The sequence below is a fragment of the Ruegeria sp. C5 genome (genome assembly GCF_056537605.1).
The window spans coordinates 1,163,765-1,185,187 of the sequence record NZ_JBQFRX010000001.1 but is presented as its reverse complement, the minus strand read 5'-3'; the positions used below and the strand labels follow the sequence as shown (position 1 = coordinate 1,185,187).

Sequence of the window (21,423 nt, the reverse complement as noted above, 5' to 3'; positions counted from 1 at the left end):
CCAATGGAGTGAACAATGAAAACAAAGTCGTTAGCCGTGCTGACCGCCCTGGTACTCGCATCGCAATCTCCAGCCCAAGAGTACAAGGCTGAAGTTCCGGATAGCATAATCGTACCGGATCAGGTGGAGACACGATTTGGAACGTTGGAATATTTTGACGGCTTGCCGACGCCGGATACAGCTAAGCTGTCGTATAACGCATTAAATTTCATGCGTGGCATGCAGGTATTCATGGATGGAATGCCTGCAGCCTCAACATATGCAATGTGTCACGGGCTCGAAGAGGGCGCTGGCGTTGATCCGATGAAGATCGGGATCTTTGAAGACCTGTATAACGCCCGTTCGCTTCTTCTCACGCCGAACACCACGACAATCTACATTCTTAACTGTACGGACCTGTCCGAAGGGCCAGTGGTTTACGACGTGCCGCCGGGCATGCTGGGGTTCGTGAACGATGCCTATATGCGTTATGTCACTGACATCGGGAACGCTGGGCCTGACGCTGGCGAGGGTGGGAAGTTCTTGATCGTTCCGCCCGACTATGAAGGTGAGTTGCCGGACGACGGTTACTATATTGTGAAGCCGCCAAGCTATCGGAACTGGTTTCTGTTGCGTGCGTTTTATGGGGAAGACGGCGTTGGAGCCGCAGTGGATCGTGTGAAGGAAACTCTTCGTGTTTACCGGTGGGAAGACCGCGACGCGCCGCCCGATCAGGAATTTGTGAACCTGACTGATCTTCAGTTCAACACGATACACGCCAATGACTTTTCCTTCTTTGAAGAGATGAAGGCCGTTGTAGACAACGAAGCGGAAGGAGCACTTCCCGATGAATTGATGGGAGCAATGTTCTCGCTGGGTATCCGAAAAGGTGAACCATTTGAACCCGATGACGAACTGAGGCTGCTGCTCACAGAGGCAGTCGCATTGGGCACGGCGGCGGCTAAGTCGTTGAATTTTGCTCCTCGCTCGCGTGCGCCATTCTACTATGACGAAGGGTATTGGAAGACGGCGTTCGTCGGTGGCAATCATGAGTTCCAGGCGGGGGACGTGAAAATCCTCGATGCGCGGACCCTGTTCCACTACTACGCGACTGGCATTACGCCTGCCATGGTTGCACAAAAGGTTGGTGTCGGGTCGCAATATGCGCTGGCAAACCGGGACAGTGACGGGAACTACTTCGATGGGAGCAACACCTATTCCGTCACCATCCCGCCAAATCCGCCCGCGCAGGATTACTGGTCTTTCGTCGTTTACGACACCCAAACCCGTTCACTGCTCGAAACTGATCAGAAACTCGCAGGGGTCGACAGCAACCAAGCTACATTGGAAGCGAATGAAGACGGAAGTTACACTGTCTGGTTCGCGCCTGAAGCGCCTGAAGGCAAAGAGGGCAACTGGATACAGACGATGCCGGGCAAATCTTGGTCGACCGTACTGCGATTGTATGGCCCTCTCGAGCCTTGGTTCGACGGATCGTGGCGCCCGGGCGAGATCGAACTTATGGAGTGATAGACTGTCAATTTAGCGCCCTAACAGTTCGCTATCGAGAACGAGATGTCGTGCCATGTGAGTGCGCATCCCGAACAACGCGACAACAACCAGGGGAGGGCGGCAACTACCTCGTAGTGCCGCCCTTCTGTTTGTCTGCTATCGCGCTAAATTGTAGCGTGTCATCGACATTGTGGTTGCATCGATCATGCTCATGAATCGTTCAGCAGCGGGTGCTGATGCAAAGCTATCCATGGACGCTTGGGCGTCTTCGGCACTTTCCCAGTTAACTACCACTGCCCATTTGCCATCTGTGAATGCAGCTTGGCGCGAGACAAAGCCTGGTTGTTTGCTGACATGCTCATCTTCGATGACTTTATCAACAGGTTCGAACTCTTGCGGTGTAACGCCTTCAGCAAGGTCCATCGTCACAATTTCAATGACGCCGACGTCTTGTGCCATTGCGTTACCTCCTACGAGCATTATCAGGGTGATCAAGAACGCTTTCATGATGGCACCCGATCAAAACTTTCCATTGTCGTGGGCCATCTCGGACGGGATGTCCGCGATTACGTCCCAATGCTCAACGATCTTGCCGTCTTCGACGCGGAACAGGTCATAGAAGGCAGTCGGCTTGTCGGCAAACGTGCCCTCGGAGGCGGTGAAGACAAAGTTGCCCTCGGCCACAACAATGTGGACGTCCGTGTAGATCATCTGGATGCCTTGCTCGGCCATGCCTGCAAGAGCCGCACCCAAACCGTCCAGACCGTCAGCAATGTTGCTGTTGTGCTGTATGTAGGTCTCCGTCGACAGAAATTCGGTTATCCGGTCAACGTCGCCATCCTTCAGGATGGTGTGCACAAAGTCTGTGACCAGCGCCTTGTTCTCAGCGGTCTTATCCAGATCGGTTATCTCAGTTGGACCATCGGTCTGAGTATGACCCGACGGGTTCGGCGGTGTGATTGGTGTCAGGTTGTCCCAGTGTTCTGCAACCTTTCCGTCCTCGACGCGGAAGACATCAAAGCCAACCAAGGTGTCTGCACCAAACGCCTGGGCGTTGTTGTAGGTGGTATGCAGGACGACGATATCGCCCTCCGTGATGACCCGGTGGATGTCCACCTCGATCCCGCTTTCCTTAAGACCGGGGATAAACCCCAGGATTGGAGCGGCACCTGTGGGTACAGCAGGGTTGTGCTGAATGTAGTCATTTGCCAGCAGTTGTTCGGCTGCGGTTGCGTCGAAGTTGACGAAAATGGCGGCTACAGCCTCCAATACGAGCTCTTTAGGTGTCATTGTTGTTGTCCTCTCTTGGTTTGATTTGACGATATTCACGCGGCGCATGCTTGCGCCGAGTTGATCGTGAATTCAGTGCCCCACGGGTCGACCTTGCGGCCGGGCGTGAGAGTTTTGGGGTCTGCCAACAGCTCAACACTTGTGAGACCAGTGGCCCCAGCAGAGCGCGAGCCTGCTCCCTTGGATTGCCAAGCGTTTGTAGCTAGGTGGTGATGGTAGCCACCGGACCCGAACCAGCGGGCTGAGGGCAGCTCAAAGGTCTGAACCATACTCAGTTCGTCAGTAACGAATTTCGCTGCTTTGCTGACATCACCGACACGTAAATGAACGTGTCCGATGACTGTGCCTTGTGGTGCGCCTTGCCACTGTGTGGCATCTTCTGTGAGTGATTTCAGATCGAGCGGGTGCGTTGTCATGTGGACGGTATCGCCCTCGCGTTTCCACATTTTGCGAGGCAGGTCACGATAGATTTCGATGCCGTTTCCTTCGGGATCGTTCAGATAAAGCGCCTCGCTGACACCGTGGTGGGATGCCCCGTCCAGGCGAACACCGCGCTCATCCGCGTAGATCAGCCATGCGCCGAGGTCTTGTTTGGAAGGCAACAGAAATGCCGTGTGAAACAGCCCCGCCTCTTTAGGAAAGGGTTTGGCGTTTCGGTCCTGGCGCAGCTCGATCAGCGTTCCAGCCTCGGTGCCGAGGTAGGCGCTTTCACCGTCGCGTTCGATCAGGCCGAGGCCAATCACGTCTTCATAGAAGGTGGCGGTCTTATCCAGATCGCGCACCGTCAGGGCGACCTGACCTATTGAGATGGGGGCGTCTGACGCTGCCATGTTCTTTTCTCCTGCGATTAAGCTTGAGAGGAACTTAGCGATGGTCTTTTCTCCATAAAATGGCGATAAGAGCGAGTGTGTATCGCGCAAATGGAGACAATTCTATGGACCGGATCGACGGGATGCAGAGCTTCGTGGCTGTTGTGGAATCCGGTTCTTTTGCCGCCGCCGGACAACGGCTTGGCATTTCAAACAAGCTGGTCAGCAAGCGTGTCGCACAGCTCGAAAACATGGTTGGGCTGAATCTTCTCCATCGCACCACCAGGTCTATGTCGCTGACCCACGAGGGGGAGCGATATCTGGAAGGAGCGCGACGAGTGCTGGCTGAGATGGAGCAGTTGGAGACTGAGTTTGACGCTTCAGAGGGCTTGAAGGGCATCGTTCGTGTGGCCGCGCCCCTTACCTATGGCGACACGGCGGTGGCTAAAGCAGCAAGCCGCTTCGTAGAGCAACACCCGAACGTCACGGTCGAATTGGACTTGTCGGATCATTATGCCGATCTGGCCAAGGGCGGTTTCGATATCGCAATACGGATCGGCGCGCTCAGTGACTCCAGTTTGGTCGTTCGCAAGCTTGGTGAAACGCATATGAAAGTCGTCGCGACCCCTTCCTACCTTGAAGAACATGGCGCACCTTCACATCCTGCGGAACTCTCGGACCACATTTGCATTCGAGATGCGAACAACCCGGATCCAAACCGCTGGCCCTTCCAGATCGAAGGGCAAACCGTGCAGGTGCCTGTCTCTGGCCCATTTCTCGCAAACAGTCCTCCCGCCTGCCTCGTTCCGACGCGCGCAGGGAGCGGCATCTTCATATGCCCAGATGTGTTTTTGGGGGACGACCTTGAAACCGGACGTCTTGTGCAACTCTTTCCGGAGTTCCATTCCCGCACTTTGCCGATCCAAAGCGTGCAGTTGCCTTCGGCCTTTCGAAAGCCGCGTGTTAAGTCCTTTGTCGAGTTTATGCGTGAAGAGATTCGAGCGTAGGAAGTCCAAAGCAGTCACTCGCGCTATGCGCAGCATTTGGTAGGTATGGGCTCAATCCCGCTGTTTTCCGCATTCTGCCCGAACGGCGGGTGTAGAGTCTTCGAATGCCCGCTTTGGATGAAAGTCACGGCAACTCTGCGGGCCGAATGGGCAGAAGACTTGTGGGGTGGTTCGCGACAAGCGGTGATGGGTGGTGCGCTCAACCAGAAGGCGGTTCACATAACACCCCCACTGCGATGTTCGTACTGTGTTATCGTGGCGCAGAACATCCGGTGGTCGCAAAGCATGCCATTTGACAGTCCGTCCACTATTGTCGCAATGCGCAATAGAGTGTGATCTCGTAGCACTGCGCCCAATGACGGATTTCAGAAACCAGATCTAAACCCGGCGCAATTCTGAGACGACTCGGGTTTCTTGGAGCGAGAGCATCAATCGGGATGCGGCGTCGAACGTAGATTTTTTGACGTTTTTTGCACTTTTGATTTCGCCGGCCCAAAATGTGTTGCCGGTGATACGACTATTACTTTGGAGATATACGAATTTGCAAAGACACCGCAGGCACTGGCGACATTCAACATTGTCTTGAACGCTCAATGACACCCTACTTTCGGTTGCAATAGGATCTGTTTCCATATGGCTGTTTCGTCGTAAAGGGTCCACTCACGACGAAGCTTTGGTTTTCCTGTAACCAATTCACCGTATTCGGCGTGGGTTGCTCCCAGGACGAAAACCTCGGCACCTGTCGGCTCACCAAATGCGCCATATCCTTCGTGTATTCCGTGAAGCGTCCAGCGAACGGCGGCACGAGGTGGCATCGCGGGATCATCACGACCAATTATATGGTGTATCTTGAATTCAGCCGTTGGGAAGCTGGCCCGCAATCCCATCCAAGGTCTTGTCAGAAGAACTTGCCTTGAGGCGGGCAGGGGGCTTTCGTAGCTTTTGCCCATGACCAAATCTGCCTCATTCAAGTACTTCAAAACCAGCCCTGAGATCATCCGCCTTGCGGTGATGCTGTATATCCGGTTCCCGCTCTCGCTTCGGAATGTCGAAGATCTGCTGCACGAGCGAGGCATCGACGTTAGCCATGAAACTGTCCGCTATTGGTGGAACAGGTTTGGCCCGATGTTTGCATCAGAGATCCGAAGAAAACGGGTTCAGCAACTCCGAGCCTTTTCCAAATGGAAGTGGCACTTAGACGAAGTATTCGTGAAAGTGAACGGCAAACGCCACTACCTCTGGCGTGCCGTCGATCACGAAGGTGAAGTGCTTGAGGCCGTCGTCACTAAGCGTCGAAACAAGGCTGCAGCACTGAAATTCCTCAAGAAATTGATGAAGCGACACGGTTGCGCCGAAGAGATCGTCACAGATCGCTTCGCCTCCTACAAGGCTGCGCTCAGAGAAATAGGCGCGCTCGAAAAACAACAGACGGGCCGGTGGCTCAACAACCGCGTCGAGAATTCGCATCTGCCGTTTCGACGGCGCGAACGCGCGATGCAGCGTTTCAGGCGCATGCGAAGTTTACAGAAATTCGCCTCCGTCCATTCCTCCGTCTACAACCACTTCAACCAGGAAAGATCGCTGACCAGCCGAGACACCTTCAAGCTGACCCGCGCCGCCGCTCTCAGCGAGTGGCGTCAACTTTGTTCCGGATAGGTTCGCAGCTTCCGCGGCAAACTGAGACTGGTTCGAATTCGTCTGACAGCACCTTTCCTGAAACGGTCTTGGCTAAAAAGGGCAACACCTCAGAAGAAATCCGCACCACAAAGGGAGGCAGCCGTAAGGCTGTCTCCATTGGAAGTTCTGTCACCGGTCATGGCGCTGACTACATCATCATCGATGACCTGCTGAAAGCTGGAGATGCCGGCTCCGAAGCCGAGCTGGTCAAGGCGCAGGAGTTCATTGAGGGGACCTTGTTGTCGCGCTTCGACAATCCGGCCGAAGGGCGTGTGGTTATGGTTGCGCAACGGTTGCACGAGATGGATCCGCCGGGTTATCTGCTCGAACGCGGGACCTATCGGCATCTGAATCTGCCTGCCATCGCCGAAGACCATGAGGTGGTTCCTCTTGGGCTTGGAAGGGGCATGCGCCGCAAACCGGGTGATCTCCTGTGCCCGTCCCGTTTGGATCAGCAAACGCTGGATACCAAGCGCCGCGAAATGGGCGCGGCCGTGTTCAATTGCCAGTATCAGCAGAACCCCATTGCTCCCGACGGGTCGCCTTTGCGCTGGGAGTGGTTTGGCACCTACGAGACCATCGAAGATCGCCGCTGGTTCCAACTGGTGGTTCAGAGCTGGGATACGGGCATGTCGGCAGACCCCCGGTCTGATTTCTCTGTCTGTACAACCTGGGGGTTCCGCGAAAATGCGTGGTATCTTATCGACGTCTGGCGCGGGCAGGTAGACTACCCAGACCTAAAAGCCAAGGCACTGCAACTTGTCGGCCGTTGGGATCCCGATCGTGTCCTGATCGAAGATGCGGCCTCAGGCAAACCTCTTTTGGACGAGCTGTTTCGTGATGACCGTCGGCGCTACGAACGCATTAAACCCGACAAGGACAAGGAAACCCGGTTCCAGTCCGCTTGCGGTCCTGTCGAAGAGGGCAAGGTTTATCTACCTGCAGATGCACCCTGGCTGCCGGTATTCAAACGAGAGCTTCAATCCTTTCCACGCGGACGCAACGACGATCAGGTCGACAGCTTTGCCCACTTTGTGAACTGGTCCAAGGGAGTGGGGTTTTATCGGGCGCTAGGCCATGATCATCAGATAAACATCGAACGTCGCGAGCGCCGTCGCGAGCGGATCAGACGGCGGTAGAACCTCAGCGTCAAGCTTGAAATCTCGTTGAATAGTACTGGGAGGGCCGATGTCGGACCAATCCTGAAAGCGGCCCCAATGACCGCTCGCAACCACAAACCGGTCTAATCGCTAATGCCGTCGGATGACGGCTTTGAGCCCAAAGGCGACTTAGGCTATGGGCGCAGCATTTGTCGTTTTGGGCGGAAAGCAGGCATTCGCTGCGCTTTGCGCCAATGACCGCATTGCGGACTAATGCGGCCGCTCAATGGTCACCGGCGCGACGACCGCTTTCTATCGAATGCAATCTTGGCGTTCTTTCCAACATAGATTGTCCAGACGGAGACTTTCCACAAAATTGGGCCGTGCCTCAGCGACCCGCTACAGTGGCCTGATAAGCGTCAAGCTCAGTGATCAGCTCAGTACCTATAGGCGCGTCGTTTCTGGCGCAAAATTCAGACCACACCGCTCCGTAGGGTAGGTCCTTCAGTTCTTCTGTCACAACAAACCGGCTTGTGAAATCCAGCGCGTCCTCCGCTGCTCGCAAGCGATCCCAGGGCTTCAGAAGCGCCTGCAGAAGCGCCTTTTGCATGTTGCGCGTGCCGATAACCCAAGCGGCCGTGCGGCTGATCGTGGCGTCGAAGAAATCAAGCCCGATATGGGTCTTGCCCAACAGGTCGCCGCTGACCAGTTCATGTGCCATCGCCAGGATGTCATCGTTCAGCATGATCACATGGTCGCTGTCCCAACGCATAGGGCGCGACACGTGCAGCAAAAGCTCATCCAGAGACAGGGCCACGGCGCTCAGTTTGTCGGCGATATTCTCGGTCGGGTGGAAGTGCCCCATGTCGAGGCACAGCAGTGTCTTGTTGCGGATCGCATAGCCCATGTAGAACTCATGGCTGCCCACCGTGCAGGCCTCGACCCCGATGCCGAAAAGCTTGGATTCGACCGCATCCAGCATATCCGATTTCGCCTGGGCCAGCATGGTGTCGAGCGAGGCCTCAAGCCGGGCCCTTGCCGCCATACGGTCGATAGGAAGGTCCTTGAACCCATCCGGAACCCAAATGTTGTTGATGCAGGGTGAACCAAGCGCGGCTCCCATCTGCGCCGCGATGTCCCGCGTGCGTTTTCCATGTTCGATCCAAAAGTCCCTGATGCCCTTGTCGGGGTGTGCCAACGTCAGGTTGTCATCGGCCTTTTGATGGGCAAAGAAAGTCGGGTTGAAATCCAGCCCGATGCCGATGCCCTTGGCCCAGTCGACCCATGGCGCGAAATGGCGATACTCGATCTCATCACGGTCCGGGGTATCGTCTGTGTCCATGTACATCGCGTGCAGATTCAACCGATGTGACCCGGGGATATTTGCATAGGCAAACTCAAGATCCGCCCGCAGTTCGTCGGGGTTGCGGGCCCGGCCGGGATGGTTTCCGGTTGCCTGAATGCCCCCGCCCGAGGTGGCGGTCTGGTTTTCGAACCCCACCACGTCATCGCCTTGCCAACAGTGAACGGAAATCGGGATGCCCTTCAGAGCCTTGATTGCAGCATCAGTGTCGACGCCCCAGTCAGCGAATTGCGCTTTGGCGCTTTCATAGCTCATGGACCGTCTCCCTATCGCGTGAAGGCCTGAACGTTGCCCGCATCAACGTTCAGAATGTTACCCGTGGATTTGGCCGACGTCTCGGCGGCGAAGAAATAACAGGCCTCGGCAATATCTTCCGGCAGGACTGAGCGTTTCAGCATGGATCGGTTGCGGTACATCTCTTCCAGCCCCTCCTTATCCGTGCCGTAGGTCGAAGCCCGCTGATCCAGCCAATCGCCTTCCCAGATCTTGGAACCCCGCAACACCGCATCCGGGTTCACAACGTTGACCCTGATCCCGGCCTCAGCACCTTCAAGCGCAAGGCAACGGGCCAAGTGGATTTCCGAGGCCTTCGCCGTGCAATAGGCCGAGGCATTGGGCGAGGCGGCAAGCCCGTTTTTCGAAGCCACGAAAACGATAGATCCGCCCATGTCCTGCACCCGCATGATCTTGAAAGTTTCCCGGCTGACGAGGAAATACCCCGTGGACAAGATGTCCATGTTCTTGTTCCAAAGGTCGAGGGACGTTTCCTCAACCGGGGCAGAGGATGCGATCCCGGCGTTCGAGACAAGGATGTCGATGCCGCCAAATTCGATGGATGTTTCAGCCAACGCCTGGGCCACGGCATTTTCATCCGTGACGTCCATCAGGACGGTGCAAACGACGTCCTTGCCGAACTGCTGGGTCAGGACCCCTTCCGTCGCGGTGAGGCTTTCAGGATTGATGTCGGCCAGCACGACACAGGCGCCCTCGGACAGATAACGTTCTGCCGTTGCCGACCCTATGCCGCCGGCGCCGCCGGTGACCAGCGCGACGCGACCAGCCAGCGATTTTGGTTTCGGCATGCGCTGCAACTTGGCTTCTTCCAACAGCCAGTATTCAATGTCAAAAGCTTCCTGCTCTGGCAGGCCGCAGTATTCGCTGACGGCACTTGCCCCGCGCATAACATTGATCGCGTTGACGTAGAATTCGCCGGAAATGCGGGCCGTGCCCTTGTCTTTGGCAAATGTGATCATGCCAACCCCGGGGATCAGGTAGACAACCGCGTTGGGGTCTCTAAGCGCAGGCGAGTTATCGTGTTTGCAACGGTTGTAGTAAGCCGTGTAGTCCTCACGATAGGCCGCGACTTGCGCGGGCAGGCCTTCAAGCACTGCGTCGATGTTGTTGTGGGCCGGGTCGAAGCCGACGACCAAAGGACGGATCTTAGTGCGCAGGAAATGGTCGGGGCAGGACGTACCAAGGGCCGCCAGCGCCTCCATGTCCTTAGAATTCACGAACTCAAGCACCGAGTCGCTGTCGTTGAAATGCCCGACCATGAGCTGGTTGCCACTGACAAAGCCACGGATCGCGGGCATCAGCCTGGCGGCAACGGCCCGCCTACCTTCCCGGGCGAGGCTCTGGTGGACCGCTCCGCCAAAGGCCGGAACATCGGCGGTCTTCTCGGCCAACCACTTGGTCGCGACGTTGATCACGTCGATGGTGCAGTAATAGCAGTCTTTCGCCGTGTCAGCCCATGTGAACAATCCGTGACTTTCAAGGACAACGCCATCGGCATCCGGGTTTTCCAGGCAGAACTTTTCAAGCCACAGGCCCAGTTCATACCCCGGCCGTTTCCACGGCAGCCAACCGATCCGGTCACCGAAAATTTCCTGGGTCAGCTCCTTCGAATTCTTCGACGCTGCGATCGCAATAATCGCGTCGGCGTGGACGTGATCGACATGTTTGCGCGGCACATAGGCGTGCAAGGGCGTGTCAATTGAAGCCGCGCGCGGGTTCAGTTTGAAGGTGCAGTGGGGCAGATAGCCGACCATTTCATCTTCAAACTCGACCCCGCGATAAAGCCCCTTCAGCGCGTTCAGCTTGTCCATGTATAGCGTGGAGAAGCCGTCAAGTTTCATGGACCCGATGTCACCGCCGGAACCCTTGACCCAGAGCACCTCGACCTCTTTGCCGGACAGTGGGTCGGTTTCCATGACCTTCGCAGAGGTATTGCCACCGCCATAGTTTGTGACGCGCTTATCCGATCCCAGCGTGTTGGAGCGATAGAGAAGCAGTTCCGATTCGGACATACCACCTGCCACAGCGTCATCCCAGCGGTTCTCAAGAAGCTGATTTTCGATGGATTTCAACGTTCTGCCCTCCTCACGATGCAGCGGTCGGTACTGCACCATCGCATTTAGGCTTAGTAGTGTGCATCGTTATGTCAATCAAAAACAATCACAATCAGTCATTCTGCAATGCAGAATGATTGAAAGTGATCGAAAATGATTGACAGCTGCGGCGAATCTGCGCAGCGTGGAGTGAATGGGAGGTGGCTTTGCACGAAAAAGAACGCCATAGGATCATCATTTCTGCGGTGCAGGATCGCCCCGTCGTGACGGTTGGGGACCTGTGCACCTTGACCGGCGTGTCCGAAGCCACCATCCGGCGCGACATTTCAACACTTCACATGAAACAGAAGGTACGCCGTGTCAGAGGCGGCGCTGAGGCGATAACGCCACCTCAGTTCGCCGGGCTGGCGGGCCGTCCGTTCGTCGTCAACGAAACCATGAATATCGCAGCGAAGCAGGCGATTGCGCGCGCGGCGGTTGAGATGTGTAGCGAAGGTGACAGCATCATCATCAACGGGGGCACAACGACCTTTCAGATGGTGCATCCGCTGGCCAACCGCAGGATGCAGGTCTTTACCAATTCGTTCCCGATTGCTGAGCACCTGCTGAAGCATTCGAAGAACACGATCATGTTGTCAGGCGGCGCGATCTACCGGGAACAGAACATAATCCTGTCGCCCTTTGACAACGACGTGACCCGCAACTTCTATGCAAAGCGCATGTTCATGGGGGCGCAGGGGCTGGGCCCCATCGGCCTGATGGAGGCCGATCCGCTTTTGATCCAGGCAGAACAGAAACTGATCGGACAGGCGGATGAGCTTATCGTTCTGGTCGACAGTTCGAAATTCGCGCAGCGCTCCAGCCTGGTGCTTTGCCAGTTGGACCGGATCACGACCGTGATCACCGACGAAGGAATTCCTGACAAGGCGGCGGCCATGCTTGAGGCTGCCGATGTGAATCTGATCGTTGCCCAGTCGGGCAGCGGTCAAGAAAACGAGGTGGCCTCTTGACCGCCTCCGAAACCCGAGACCCAAACATGACTTTCTGGGAGGAACTATCATGAAGCGTCGTACTTTCACATCACTTGTCGCAGGGATGAGCCTTGCTGCCGGTATGTTTGGCACCACGGCGATGGCGCAGGACAACATGCGCATCGCTCTGGTCGTAAAAGCGCTTGGGATCGGCTTCTTTGAAGCGGCCGCCGAAGGCGCTGAAGAGGCTGCCGGAGAGCTTGGCAATGTCGAGATCATCTACACCGGCCCGACCGACACCACTGCGGAAGGTCAGATCGAGGTCATCAACTCCCTGATCGCGCAGGGTGTCGACGCCATCGCGATTTCGGCAAACGACCCCGATGCACTTGTGCCAGCGCTGAAACGCGCGATGGACCGCGGTATCACCGTGATTTCCTGGGACTCGGGTGTGGCTGAAGGCGGACGCCAAATGCACCTGAACCCATCCTCGACCCCGCTGATCGGCAATACGATCATCAAGCTTGCCGCGGATCACATGCCGGATGGTGGTGAAGTCGCGATACTGTCGGCGTCGGCCACGGCAACCAACCAGAACGCCTGGATCGAGGCCGCGAAAGAGGTTCTTCCGAACTATGACGGCGTAGATCTGGTGGCCACCGTCTATGGCGACGACCTCAGCGACAAATCCTACCGAGAAGCACAGGGCCTCATGGCATCCTACCCTAACCTGAAGGCGATCATCGCGCCAACGACCGTTGGCATCCTGGCGTCCTGCCAGGCGGTGACCGACGCGGGCAAGATCGGTGAGATCAACGTGACCGGTCTGGGCCTCCCGTCCGAGATGGCAGGCTGTGTTGATAGCGGTGCAACCAAGAGCTTCGCAATCTGGAACCCGATTGACCTTGGCTACTCGGCCACCATGCTTGCGCACGCAATCGCCAACGGTGCTGAAACCGGTGCCGGTGCCGAAATCCCGATGGGCCGCATGGGCTCGGTGACGCTGGATGACACCGGCTCGGCAGCCATGGCTGATCCGTTCACCTACGACAGCTCGAACATCGAACAGTTCAAGTCGATCTTCTAATCTGAACGACGTGTCTGGGCGTGTGCGATGACCCACGCCCCGACACCCCATTCTTCCCACATCCAGAAACACCGTCCATGCAGTTGGAATTGAGACCAGACGTGTCGAACGCCGCCGCCCCTACACCGCTTCTGAGCCTGTCCGGCGTGACCAAGACATTTCCCGGCGTGCGGGCCCTTTCAGATGTTTCGCTAAACCTCTACCCGGGCAAGGTCACGGCATTGGTGGGCGAAAACGGTGCTGGCAAGTCTACCGTGGTGAAGGTTCTGACGGGCATTTATCAACCCGACGAGGGTGACATCCGGATCGATGGCGAGGCTCTCAGTTTCCCGACACCGCAATCCGCCGAAACTGCTGGCGTGACCGCCATCCATCAGGAAACCGTCCTTTTCGACGAACTGACGGTGGCGGAAAACATATTTCTCGGCCATGCGCCAAAGGGGCGATTTGGCCTGATCGACAAAACTGCCATGGCGACCCGTGCGCGCGAGATTCTGGATGGAATCGGGGCCAAGATTGATCCGGGCGCGACGCTCAAGGACCTTGGAACCGCGAACAAGCACCTGGTTGCCATTTCCCGGGCGCTGTCCATCGACGCGCGCGTTGTGATCATGGACGAACCGACCGCAGCCCTCAGTCAGAAAGAAATCGAAGAGCTTTACGAACTCGTTGAAAGCCTGAAGGCGCAAGGCAAGGCGATCCTCTTCATTAGCCACAAGTTTGACGAGATCTTCCGCATCGCCGATTTCTACACCGTCTATCGCGACGGCCAGATGGTCGGCGAAGGGGCGATTGTAGATGTCAGCGAGCCGGAACTGGTCAAGCTCATGGTAGGCCGCGACGTCAGCCAGATTTTCCCCGAACGCGACCACAACGTCGGCCACGATATCCTCGAAGTCGCAGGGTACGACCACCCGACCGAATTCGCGGATATCGGTTTCACGCTCAGGCGCGGCGAAATACTCGGGTTTTACGGGCTGGTCGGCGCAGGTCGGTCCGAATTCATGCAGGCCCTTTTCGGGATCACCCGCCTCTCGGGCGGAAGCTTGAGGATCGACGGGGCACCGGTTTCGATTGCATCGCCCGCCGACGCGGTCGCAAGTGGCATCGTCTATGTCCCGGAGGACCGGGGCAAGCAAGGCACAATCAGCGCGCTGCCGATTTTTCAGAACGTGACGCTGCCGTCACTCGCTCGCACCTCGCGCAAGGGGTTCATCAGGCTGGCCGAGGAATTCAAGCTGGCGCGGGAATATACCGAACGTCTCGACCTGCGCGCCGCTTCGCTGGACACCGATGTCGGCAACCTGTCGGGCGGCAACCAGCAGAAGGTCGTGATCGCCAAATGGCTCGCCACCCAGCCCAAGGTCATCATCCTGGACGAACCCACCAAGGGCATCGACATCGGGTCCAAGGCCGCCGTGCATGAATTCATGGCGGAGCTTGCCGCGCAAGGGCTCGCCGTCATCATGGTCAGTTCCGAAATCCCCGAGATCGTGGGCATGTCGGACCGTGTGATCGTCATGCGCGAGGGGCGCATAGTGGCGGAACTGGCCCGCGACCAGATCACGCCCGAAACGCTTGTCAGCCACGCCGCAGGGATCAGGGAAGCCGCGCAATGAAACGTATCCTCGCCTCCCGCGAACTTTTGCTGCTGGTCGCCATCGCATTGGTGCTTGGCATCATCTCAAGCCGCTTCCCGGCGTTCATCACGCTGTCGAACCTGGCTACCGTCTTCAACGACACCTCGCCGCTGATCCTGCTGGCTATCGGCCAGATGATCGTGATCTTGACGAAGTGCATCGACCTCTCGGTCGCCGCCAACCTCGCGCTGACCGGCATGGTCGTGTCCCTGATCAATATCTCGGCACCAGGTCTGCCGATTATCGTAACGCTGGCCGTGGCCACTGGGTTCGGGGCGTGCCTTGGAATGTTCAACGGTATCCTTGTGTGGAAACTGGACATCCCGCCTATCGTGGTGACGCTTGGCACCATGACCATCTTCCGGGGAACCATCTTCCTTCTGACCGAGGGCAAATGGGTCAACAGCCACGAGATGAGCGACACTTTCAAGGCATTCCCGCGCACCGAGCTTCTTGGCCTTCCGGTGCTAAGCTGGTTTGCCATCGCGGCGGTGATCCTTTTCACCATTGTCATGACCCGCACCACCCTGGGCCGCGCCTTCTACGCTGCCGGGGGCAACCCCCATGCGGCGACCTATGCCGGGATCAACGTGGGCCGGACCCAGTTCTGGGCCTTCACGATCTCTGGCGCGCTGGCCGGTCTGACCGGCTACCTCTGGGTCTCTCGCTTCGCGGTTGCTTATGTCGATGTTGCTGGGGGGTTTGAATTGACCGTCGTGGCGGCCTGCGTCATTGGCGGCGTGTCGATCATGGGTGGCATCGGTTCGGTCCCCGGCGCGCTGCTGGGCGCGCTGTTCCTCGGCATCATTGCCAATGCCCTGCCGGTCGTGAACATCTCTCCCTTCTGGCAGATGGCCATCTCGGGCGGTGCGATCATCATCGCGGTTGTTCTAAACGCCCAGGCCAACCGGACGAAGGGCCGCGTCATCCTAAAACGCGCGGAGCACGCGACATGACCACGACGGCACGCTCGATCCCCGATCGCCTGCGCTCGCCGCTGGAGCGGAACCTAAAAAGCTGGGAAAGCCTGCTGATGCTGGTCGCAATCGGCATCTTCATCGCCAACAGTTTCGCCTCACCCTATTTCCTGAATGCCTGGAACCTCTCCGACGCGACCTTCAACTTCACCGAAAAGGCGATGATCGCCTTTGCCATGGCCCTGCTTATAATCTCTGGCGAAATCGACCTCAGCGTCGCCGCAATCATCGCACTGGCTTCGACCGCCATTGGCGCCGCCGTGCAGGCGGGTGTCGGGACAGAGGGGCTGGTCCTCATCGGTCTGGCCGTCGGTCTGGCCTGTGGCGCGGTAAACGGTTTCCTCGTCACCGGCCTTGGCTTGCCATCCATCGTCGTCACCATCGGCACGATGAGCCTTTTCCGCGGGATCAGTTTCATCGTGTTGGGCGATCAGGTCTACAAGGGCTATCCAGCCGATTTCGCCTTTTTCGGGCAGGGCTATGTCTGGTGGGTGATTTCCTTCGAATTCGTCCTCTTCGCCATCATTGCGGTGATCTACGCGGTCGTCCTGCACATGACCAATTTCGGCCGCGCGGTCTATGCCATCGGAAACAATGCCACGGGGGCGCTGTTTTCGGGCATTCGGGTGGGCCGGGTGAAGTTCACCCTGTTCCTGCTGACGGGCCTGATGTCCGGGGTCGCCGCCGTCTGCCTGACATCCCGCCTCGGCTCGACCCGACCCTCCATTGCCTTCGGGTGGGAGCTTGAGATCGTGACCATGGTCGTCCTTGGCGGGGTCAACATCCTCGGCGGCTCCGGCTCCATCCCCGGCGTTGTGATCGCGGCCTTTGTCATGGGGCTTGTGACTTTCGGACTTGGCTTGCTGAACGTGCCCGGTATCGTGATGTCGATTGTTATCGGGGCGTTGCTGATCACGGTCATCGCGCTGCCCCGGCTCTGGTCGATGTGGAGGGGCTGACATGGAAAAATACGCCTTCAAGATGAAGCTCAACCCGGGCTGCAGGGATGAATACGAAAAGCGCCACGATGAGATTTGGCCAGAGCTTGCCACGCTGCTGAAAGACGCGGGCGTGTCTGACTATTCGATCCATCTGGACGAAGAAACGAACATTCTTTTTGGCGTCCTTTGGCGCACCGACGACCACAAAATGGATGCCTTGCCCCGCAACGAGATCATGCAGCGATGGTGGGCGCATATGGCGGACATAATGGAAACCAAGCCCGACAACGAACCCGTGGCGGTGCCGCTGACGCCCGTCTTCCACATGCCATGACCCCCCGGCACGTCGCCGTCATCGACATCGGCAAGACCAACGCCAAGCTTGCGCTGGTCGATGCGACTGACATGTCCGAAGTGGAGGTACTGACCCGGCCTAACGTGGTTCTCGTCGCTCCACCCTATCCGCACTTTGATGTTGAGGCGATCTGGCGCTTCCTTCTGGACGGGTTGGAGCAGTTTCAGAAGGCGCACGGCGTAGATGCCATTTCCATCACGACCCACGGGGCGTCTTGTGCCCTGATCGCGCCAGACGGCGCCCTTGCTGCCCCGATCCTCGACTATGAGCACACAGGCCCTGATGATCTGGCCGCGGCGTACGACGCCATCCGCCCGCCCTTTGAGGAAACCGGATCGCAAAGGTTGCCGATGGGTCTGAACCTGGGTGCGCAGTTGCATTGGCAATTTGAGCAGGACCCCGCGCTTCGCGAACGCACCGCCGCCATTGTTACCTATCCGCAGTACTGGGGGCATCGCCTGACAGGAGTGCCGGCCAGCGACGTGTCGTCCCTTGGTTGTCACACGGATCTGTGGAAACCGTCCAAGGCGCACTATTCTTCGTTGGTCGAACGGTTGGGTATATCTGAAAAAATGGCGCCCGCGCGCAAATCTGCGGAGGTTCTCGGACCCGTGTTGCCGCAGGTCGCATCGCAAACCGGCCTGCGCTTTGACACGCCGGTGTACTGCGGTATCCACGATTCAAACGCATCGCTTTTGCCTCATATACTGACCCGAACCGGGCCGTTTTCCGTCGTTTCGACCGGGACATGGGTCATTGCCATGACCATCGGCGGCGAAGAAGTAACTCTGGAACCTTCGCGTGACACGCTTCTTAACGTCAACGCACTGGGTGCCCCGGTACCCTCCGCCCGTTTCATGGGGGGACGCGAGTTCGAGTTGGCGATGAACGGTCAAACCACTCAATGTGCAGAGCAATTCCTTGACCTGGTCGCGAAAGACGGCCCCATGCTCTTGCCCGCAATGGTCCCGGACAGCGGACCGTTTCAGGGGCAAAAACACAGCTGGATGGGGTCAGAGCCTTTGCCCGGAACCCAGGAACGCGCGGCGGCGGTGAGTTTTTACCTCGGATTGATGACCGCGGAATGCCTGTCGCTGACCGGACACAAGGGCCCCATTATCGTCGAAGGTCCATTTGCCAGGAACAAAGGCTTCGCCAGTATGCTCGCCGCGGCGACAAACTGCAGGGTCGACGCGACCGTCACCGCAACAGGGACGAGCCAGGGAGCCGCCCTCTTGGCGACAGGCGCACTCCCCGAGCGCGCGGCCTTCGACGTCGAAACCTATTTTCACAAGACCGACGTGAGCTACCAACGTTACGCGAACAGTTGGCACAGAGCCGCAAAAGCAGGCCTGGAACCACGCCCATAGGATACCCTAAAAACCTGCACGGAACTCCGATTTCAGACATTGGGGACCAGCGTGAAACTGAACGGAATGGGCTCGAACCAGACCTTCGATGCGGCTGACGCAAATGGCCGCTTTGGGCCGAGTAACTCACGGAAGAAAGGGTAGGGACCCATACTGCGGGGCTTCCGAGGTCTGCTAGTTGCCCTTGAGTACTTCACCAATCAAATGGTTCATAACCTCCTTGTAGACCTCCGGATCGCCCCCATAGGCGATCTCAAGAGCGGCGCGATCAAACGCGGCCGACAACAAATTAGTCAAAGCATCGATCTGTTTTGGTGAATGCTTAGGAAGAGCCCGCGAAAGCCCTTCACGAAGTTCCTCTGTTCCATTGGCCCGGGTCAACGCGACAGCGGTGCTGTGCCCTAATACCGCTGGGGCCTCTTCCATCAGGAGGCGCACCCGACCTGGAACCAACATCGCATCAAAAAAGGCATTCGATCCTGTCACCATGGCCTGTTCGGGATCGGCCACATTGCGCGTTTCCTGGTCAATATGGTGTGAGATTGCTTTGGCCTCCTCTTCTGCGACGGCGCGGAAAAGGTCAGCCTTGTCCTTGAAATGATGATACAGCGCGCCGCGGGTTACGCTGGCCCTACGCACGATGTCTGGGGTTGCAGTATCGGCAAATCCCGAATTCACAAACAGTTCTCGGGCAGCTTCTACGAGTTTGGCACGCGTTTCGGCGCGTCGGTCTGCCTGGCTGCGTCGGGCGGGTTTTTCTGTGGGCAAATCTAGCGGCTCCGAATATCACTACAAGCACCTTACATACATCTTGCATGTATTTGCAAATCTATGATACATACAAAGTGCATGTAAGTTAGGGAGGTCAAAAATGCGTGTCACTCAATATTATCCGGTCATTCAGTCTGAAACGGTTTCTGAGACGGCAGAGTTCTACAAACGTCACTTTGGCTTCCGCTCGGCATTCGAGGCGGATTGGTATGTGCATCTACAAAGTGAAGTGGATTCGTCGGTCAACCTCGCGATCGTCCAGTCGGACCACGAGACGATCCCGGAGATTTCCCGCGGTGCGTCTACGGGCATGATCCTTAATTTTGAAGTCGAGGATGTCGACAAAGTGGATGAACGACTTCGGTCGGAAGGAGTTCCGGTGGCAAAGTCACTTGTGAGCGAGCCGTTTGGCCAACGCCATGCGATATATCGCGATCCAAACGGGGTACTGATTGATGTTATCACTCAGATCCCACCCTCAGAGGAATTCCTGTCTCAATATGCAGCCGACGCGGTACCGTCGTAATTCGTGGTGCCGGATGGCCAGGTTGGTTCGAAGCAGTTGGAACGATTTGCCCGCGTGTAAAGCGACCAATTCTGGACAGATCAGTGACCCTTGCCGAGTTGGCCACCTTTGATACTGGGGCGGCCTTGTTATCTGTGCCCTTGTTCGAACGCTACACCGAACACGGCCGCCTGATACAACCCTTCAGTGAAGCCGTTAACGCTGGTAAATACTGCTTCGCCTAGCCTTCGGATCGCCCCGCAACGGATGCTATGGGTAAATTTGCAGAATGGCTGACCGCCAACGGAGCCACTGAATTGAGTGACTTCACGGACCAGAACCGCGCAAATTGATCTGCATCAATATTTGGACCGCAAACGAGAGTTATGGCGAACGGAAACAGTTTGGATGAAGTCGCGGTGACAAAAGAAAAAGTTGGCCGAGTTGTCTGGCACGATCTTTTCACGCCTGATGTGGAAGCTTCCAGGTCATTTTACGAAAGCGTGGCAGGTTGGAGCTATATTGTCGAACACGCCACAGATTTCGCATGGGGCGGCGGCCATCGAGATTTTGTCCTCGCAACTCTCGATGGAGAGGCAGGGGCCGGGGTCGTTTCTCAAAATCAGGTGCTCTTTGAAGGGTGGATTCCTTATGTTGAAGTCGAAGATGTAGATCAGGCCGCCAAACTCGCCGTCAAGCTTGAAGGATCAGTAGTGAAACCTCCCTTTGAAGTTCCGGGGGTTGGCCGGAACTGCCTCTTACGTGATCCGCTTGGCGCATTCTTCGGTATATCAGTTTTGCTTCACGACTATCCTGTCCCCGCTCGTCAGTTTACGCACGAACACTACCTATCTCGCGGCGGCGCATTCCCGGACAACTTCTACCACCAAATGTTCGGATGGAATCTCTCACCTGCTAGAAACGTACCTTCGTCACAGAGACCAATTAGTCTAAAAGACGAAGTGTTGGCGATATGTGCAGCGGAACCTGCAGTTCCCAACAACAACGTGGCGTGGGCGCCGGGTGTTCGCGTCGACTTTCTCGAAAACGCGCTCAGCAAGATCAACTCAGGCTCAGGTTCCGTGCTTGCTCGTCATCAGAAAAATAAAAATACTTTTGAGAAGGGTCTGGTATGCGATGCAACTGGGGCATTGTGCTGTGTCGTCCAGAATTGATGCTCGGTCGAAAGGTTCGCAGTCTATTGTCTATAACGGCATCCTCAAGTGGGTCAAAAATCTCAAATCTGACTTTAGTACAAGTGTAACCCAATTCCACTTTGCCCCGTTAGAGATAATACATTTAGCGCCAGTTTTCACAATCGCAGCGAAGGCAGGAAAGCGCGCTGCTAGCGAAGTGTGCGAGAACCATACTTGAGGTTCGGGTCGGGGCGATTGCACTTGATAGTTGTTAGAATTGTGAGCACGCAACATCCTGATGCGAAACGGCATTGTTTGGCCTTGAAAACAAGGACCGGCTATTCCAGAAATCCGTCGATGGTCGAGGCGACGTCAACGGCGGTTTTCACATCAGACATGCTGGTGTTCTCAAAGGCGCTGCCGCTTTCGACACTTGGCCTGAGCCTCTCATAAATGGATAGGATTTCCTCTTCCAGTTTGGTCGGCTTTTCTTCGGACCAGCTGGCCTTGGTTTTTGCGATATCCGTCGCAAGTTTCATCAGATCAAGGCGCTGAGGCAGAGTTAGCATTGGTTGGTTCCGGGTC

The 21,423-nt window shown here is 56.8% G+C and carries 20 protein-coding genes and 1 pseudogene; 13 read left to right on the top strand and 8 right to left on the bottom strand.

Annotated elements, in window-relative coordinates; genetic code table 11:
• The first annotated feature begins 15 nt into the window (after nucleotides 1–15).
• Nucleotides 16–1,509 carry a DUF1254 domain-containing protein gene (locus tag ACR0AW_RS06015; protein WP_170380003.1) on the top strand — a complete coding sequence of 498 codons (1,494 nt, stop codon included), beginning with the start codon at nucleotides 16–18 and terminating at the stop codon, nucleotides 1,507–1,509.
• 138 nt (nucleotides 1,510–1,647) lie between these two features.
• Here ACR0AW_RS06015 and ACR0AW_RS06010 read toward each other — a convergent pair whose 3' ends face one another.
• The 3 genes from ACR0AW_RS06010 to ACR0AW_RS06000 are packed head-to-tail and all read right to left on the bottom strand — an operon-like array spanning nucleotide 1,648 to nucleotide 3,611.
• A complete protein-coding gene (locus tag ACR0AW_RS06010) occupies nucleotides 1,648–1,950 on the bottom strand; it encodes a hypothetical protein (protein ID WP_214648679.1) in 303 nt (100 codons plus the stop codon).
• Nucleotides 1,951–2,010: 60 nt separating this feature from the next.
• Nucleotides 2,011–2,781 carry a nuclear transport factor 2 family protein gene (locus ACR0AW_RS06005; protein WP_170380001.1) on the bottom strand — a complete coding sequence of 257 codons (771 nt, stop codon included), beginning with the start codon at nucleotides 2,779–2,781 and terminating at the stop codon, nucleotides 2,011–2,013.
• A 35-nt stretch (nucleotides 2,782–2,816) separates the two neighbouring features.
• Nucleotides 2,817–3,611, bottom strand: coding sequence for a VOC family protein (locus tag ACR0AW_RS06000; protein ID WP_170380000.1), 795 nt, complete (start codon nucleotides 3,609–3,611; stop codon nucleotides 2,817–2,819).
• 104 nt (nucleotides 3,612–3,715) lie between these two features.
• Here ACR0AW_RS06000 and ACR0AW_RS05995 point away from each other — a divergent pair, with 104 nt between their 5' ends.
• Nucleotides 3,716–4,597 carry a LysR family transcriptional regulator gene (locus ACR0AW_RS05995; RefSeq protein ID WP_170379999.1) on the top strand — a complete coding sequence of 294 codons (882 nt, stop codon included), beginning with the start codon at nucleotides 3,716–3,718 and terminating at the stop codon, nucleotides 4,595–4,597.
• A 590-nt stretch (nucleotides 4,598–5,187) separates the two neighbouring features.
• On the opposite strand, the pseudogene ACR0AW_RS05990 reads toward ACR0AW_RS05995, so the two are convergent.
• A pseudogene (locus ACR0AW_RS05990) lies at nucleotides 5,188–5,493 on the bottom strand (nuclear transport factor 2 family protein); the annotation flags it as partial.
• A gap of 52 nt (nucleotides 5,494–5,545) precedes the next feature.
• Between ACR0AW_RS05990 and ACR0AW_RS05985 the strand changes: the two are divergent.
• Nucleotides 5,546–6,253 carry an IS6 family transposase gene (locus ACR0AW_RS05985; RefSeq protein WP_170733125.1) on the top strand — a complete coding sequence of 236 codons (708 nt, stop codon included), beginning with the start codon at nucleotides 5,546–5,548 and terminating at the stop codon, nucleotides 6,251–6,253.
• A gap of 68 nt (nucleotides 6,254–6,321) precedes the next feature.
• Nucleotides 6,322–7,413 (top strand): phage terminase large subunit, encoded by a 1,092-nt coding sequence (gene terL / locus ACR0AW_RS05980; protein ID WP_170733124.1) that lies wholly within the window; start codon nucleotides 6,322–6,324, stop codon nucleotides 7,411–7,413.
• 349 nt (nucleotides 7,414–7,762) lie between these two features.
• On the opposite strand, the gene ACR0AW_RS05975 is transcribed toward terL, so the two are convergent.
• Together ACR0AW_RS05975 and ACR0AW_RS05970 are read right to left on the bottom strand one after the other, a co-directional pair.
• On the bottom strand, nucleotides 7,763–8,992 hold the full coding sequence (locus ACR0AW_RS05975) for an L-rhamnose isomerase (RefSeq protein WP_170624488.1): 1,230 nt from the start codon (nucleotides 8,990–8,992) through the stop codon (nucleotides 7,763–7,765).
• Nucleotides 8,993–9,003: 11 nt separating this feature from the next.
• On the bottom strand, nucleotides 9,004–11,145 hold the full coding sequence (locus tag ACR0AW_RS05970; RefSeq protein WP_170733123.1) for a bifunctional rhamnulose-1-phosphate aldolase/short-chain dehydrogenase: 2,142 nt from the start codon (nucleotides 11,143–11,145) through the stop codon (nucleotides 9,004–9,006).
• 146 nt (nucleotides 11,146–11,291) lie between these two features.
• Here ACR0AW_RS05970 and ACR0AW_RS05965 point away from each other — a divergent pair, with 146 nt between their 5' ends.
• From ACR0AW_RS05965 to ACR0AW_RS05935, 7 genes are all read left to right on the top strand, one after another.
• Nucleotides 11,292–12,095, top strand: coding sequence for a DeoR/GlpR family DNA-binding transcription regulator (locus ACR0AW_RS05965; RefSeq protein WP_170624484.1), 804 nt, complete (start codon nucleotides 11,292–11,294; stop codon nucleotides 12,093–12,095).
• A gap of 49 nt (nucleotides 12,096–12,144) precedes the next feature.
• On the top strand, nucleotides 12,145–13,143 hold the full coding sequence (gene rhaS / locus ACR0AW_RS05960; RefSeq protein WP_058272419.1) for a rhamnose ABC transporter substrate-binding protein: 999 nt from the start codon (nucleotides 12,145–12,147) through the stop codon (nucleotides 13,141–13,143).
• 77 nt (nucleotides 13,144–13,220) lie between these two features.
• Nucleotides 13,221–14,762 (top strand): sugar ABC transporter ATP-binding protein, encoded by a 1,542-nt coding sequence (locus tag ACR0AW_RS05955; RefSeq protein WP_170624482.1) that lies wholly within the window; start codon nucleotides 13,221–13,223, stop codon nucleotides 14,760–14,762.
• Nucleotides 14,759–15,739 carry an ABC transporter permease gene (locus tag ACR0AW_RS05950; protein WP_170624480.1) on the top strand — a complete coding sequence of 327 codons (981 nt, stop codon included), beginning with the start codon at nucleotides 14,759–14,761 and terminating at the stop codon, nucleotides 15,737–15,739. The genes ACR0AW_RS05955 and ACR0AW_RS05950 overlap by 4 nt, the downstream gene beginning before the upstream one ends.
• Complete coding sequence (locus ACR0AW_RS05945) at nucleotides 15,736–16,719, top strand: ABC transporter permease (RefSeq protein ID WP_170733122.1); 984 nt, start codon at nucleotides 15,736–15,738, stop codon at nucleotides 16,717–16,719. The genes ACR0AW_RS05950 and ACR0AW_RS05945 overlap by 4 nt, the downstream gene beginning before the upstream one ends.
• A 1-nt stretch (nucleotide 16,720) precedes the next feature.
• Complete coding sequence (rhaM, locus tag ACR0AW_RS05940) at nucleotides 16,721–17,035, top strand: L-rhamnose mutarotase (RefSeq protein WP_058272415.1); 315 nt, start codon at nucleotides 16,721–16,723, stop codon at nucleotides 17,033–17,035.
• On the top strand, nucleotides 17,032–18,426 hold the full coding sequence (locus tag ACR0AW_RS05935) for an FGGY-family carbohydrate kinase (protein WP_170733121.1): 1,395 nt from the start codon (nucleotides 17,032–17,034) through the stop codon (nucleotides 18,424–18,426). The genes rhaM and ACR0AW_RS05935 overlap by 4 nt, the downstream gene beginning before the upstream one ends.
• 174 nt (nucleotides 18,427–18,600) lie before the next feature.
• Here ACR0AW_RS05935 and ACR0AW_RS05930 read toward each other — a convergent pair whose 3' ends face one another.
• Nucleotides 18,601–19,194, bottom strand: a complete 594-nt coding sequence (locus ACR0AW_RS05930) for a TetR/AcrR family transcriptional regulator (protein ID WP_170733120.1) — start codon at nucleotides 19,192–19,194, stop codon at nucleotides 18,601–18,603.
• 103 nt (nucleotides 19,195–19,297) lie between these two features.
• Between ACR0AW_RS05930 and ACR0AW_RS05925 the strand changes: the two genes are divergently transcribed.
• Together ACR0AW_RS05925 and ACR0AW_RS05920 are read left to right on the top strand one after the other, a co-directional pair.
• Nucleotides 19,298–19,723 (top strand): VOC family protein, encoded by a 426-nt coding sequence (locus tag ACR0AW_RS05925; RefSeq protein WP_170565567.1) that lies wholly within the window; start codon nucleotides 19,298–19,300, stop codon nucleotides 19,721–19,723.
• Nucleotides 19,724–20,088: 365 nt separating this feature from the next.
• Nucleotides 20,089–20,877, top strand: a complete 789-nt coding sequence (locus tag ACR0AW_RS05920) for a VOC family protein (protein WP_170733119.1) — start codon at nucleotides 20,089–20,091, stop codon at nucleotides 20,875–20,877.
• A 299-nt stretch (nucleotides 20,878–21,176) separates the two neighbouring features.
• On the opposite strand, the gene ACR0AW_RS05915 is transcribed toward ACR0AW_RS05920, so the two are convergent.
• Entirely contained in the window at nucleotides 21,177–21,407 is a 231-nt protein-coding gene (locus tag ACR0AW_RS05915) for a hypothetical protein (RefSeq protein ID WP_170565561.1), read from the bottom strand.
• Nucleotides 21,408–21,423: the final 16 nt, after the last annotated feature.

Excerpts from the sequence above, each read along its gene's own strand:
- ACR0AW_RS05955 (WP_170624482.1), top strand. The coding sequence starts at position 13,221 with ATGCAGTTGGAATTGAGACCAGACGTGTCGAACGCCGCCGCCCCTACA.
- ACR0AW_RS05950 (WP_170624480.1), top strand. The coding sequence starts at position 14,759 with ATGAAACGTATCCTCGCCTCCCGCGAACTTTTGCTGCTGGTCGCCATC.
- ACR0AW_RS05920 (WP_170733119.1), top strand. The coding sequence starts at position 20,089 with ATGGCGAACGGAAACAGTTTGGATGAAGTCGCGGTGACAAAAGAAAAA.
- ACR0AW_RS05985 (WP_170733125.1), top strand. The coding sequence starts at position 5,546 with ATGACCAAATCTGCCTCATTCAAGTACTTCAAAACCAGCCCTGAGATC.
- ACR0AW_RS06005 (WP_170380001.1), bottom strand. The coding sequence starts at position 2,781 with ATGACACCTAAAGAGCTCGTATTGGAGGCTGTAGCCGCCATTTTCGTC.
- ACR0AW_RS05935 (WP_170733121.1), top strand. The coding sequence starts at position 17,032 with ATGACCCCCCGGCACGTCGCCGTCATCGACATCGGCAAGACCAACGCC.
- ACR0AW_RS05945 (WP_170733122.1), top strand. The coding sequence starts at position 15,736 with ATGACCACGACGGCACGCTCGATCCCCGATCGCCTGCGCTCGCCGCTG.
- ACR0AW_RS06000 (WP_170380000.1), bottom strand. The coding sequence starts at position 3,611 with ATGGCAGCGTCAGACGCCCCCATCTCAATAGGTCAGGTCGCCCTGACG.
- ACR0AW_RS06010 (WP_214648679.1), bottom strand. The coding sequence starts at position 1,950 with ATGGCACAAGACGTCGGCGTCATTGAAATTGTGACGATGGACCTTGCT.
- rhaS (WP_058272419.1), top strand. The coding sequence starts at position 12,145 with ATGAAGCGTCGTACTTTCACATCACTTGTCGCAGGGATGAGCCTTGCT.
- ACR0AW_RS05970 (WP_170733123.1), bottom strand. The coding sequence starts at position 11,145 with ATGGTGCAGTACCGACCGCTGCATCGTGAGGAGGGCAGAACGTTGAAA.
- ACR0AW_RS05925 (WP_170565567.1), top strand. The coding sequence starts at position 19,298 with ATGCGTGTCACTCAATATTATCCGGTCATTCAGTCTGAAACGGTTTCT.
- ACR0AW_RS05995 (WP_170379999.1), top strand. The coding sequence starts at position 3,716 with ATGGACCGGATCGACGGGATGCAGAGCTTCGTGGCTGTTGTGGAATCC.
- ACR0AW_RS05975 (WP_170624488.1), bottom strand. The coding sequence starts at position 8,992 with ATGAGCTATGAAAGCGCCAAAGCGCAATTCGCTGACTGGGGCGTCGAC.
- ACR0AW_RS06015 (WP_170380003.1), top strand. The coding sequence starts at position 16 with ATGAAAACAAAGTCGTTAGCCGTGCTGACCGCCCTGGTACTCGCATCG.
- ACR0AW_RS05915 (WP_170565561.1), bottom strand. The coding sequence starts at position 21,407 with ATGCTAACTCTGCCTCAGCGCCTTGATCTGATGAAACTTGCGACGGAT.
- rhaM (WP_058272415.1), top strand. The coding sequence starts at position 16,721 with ATGGAAAAATACGCCTTCAAGATGAAGCTCAACCCGGGCTGCAGGGAT.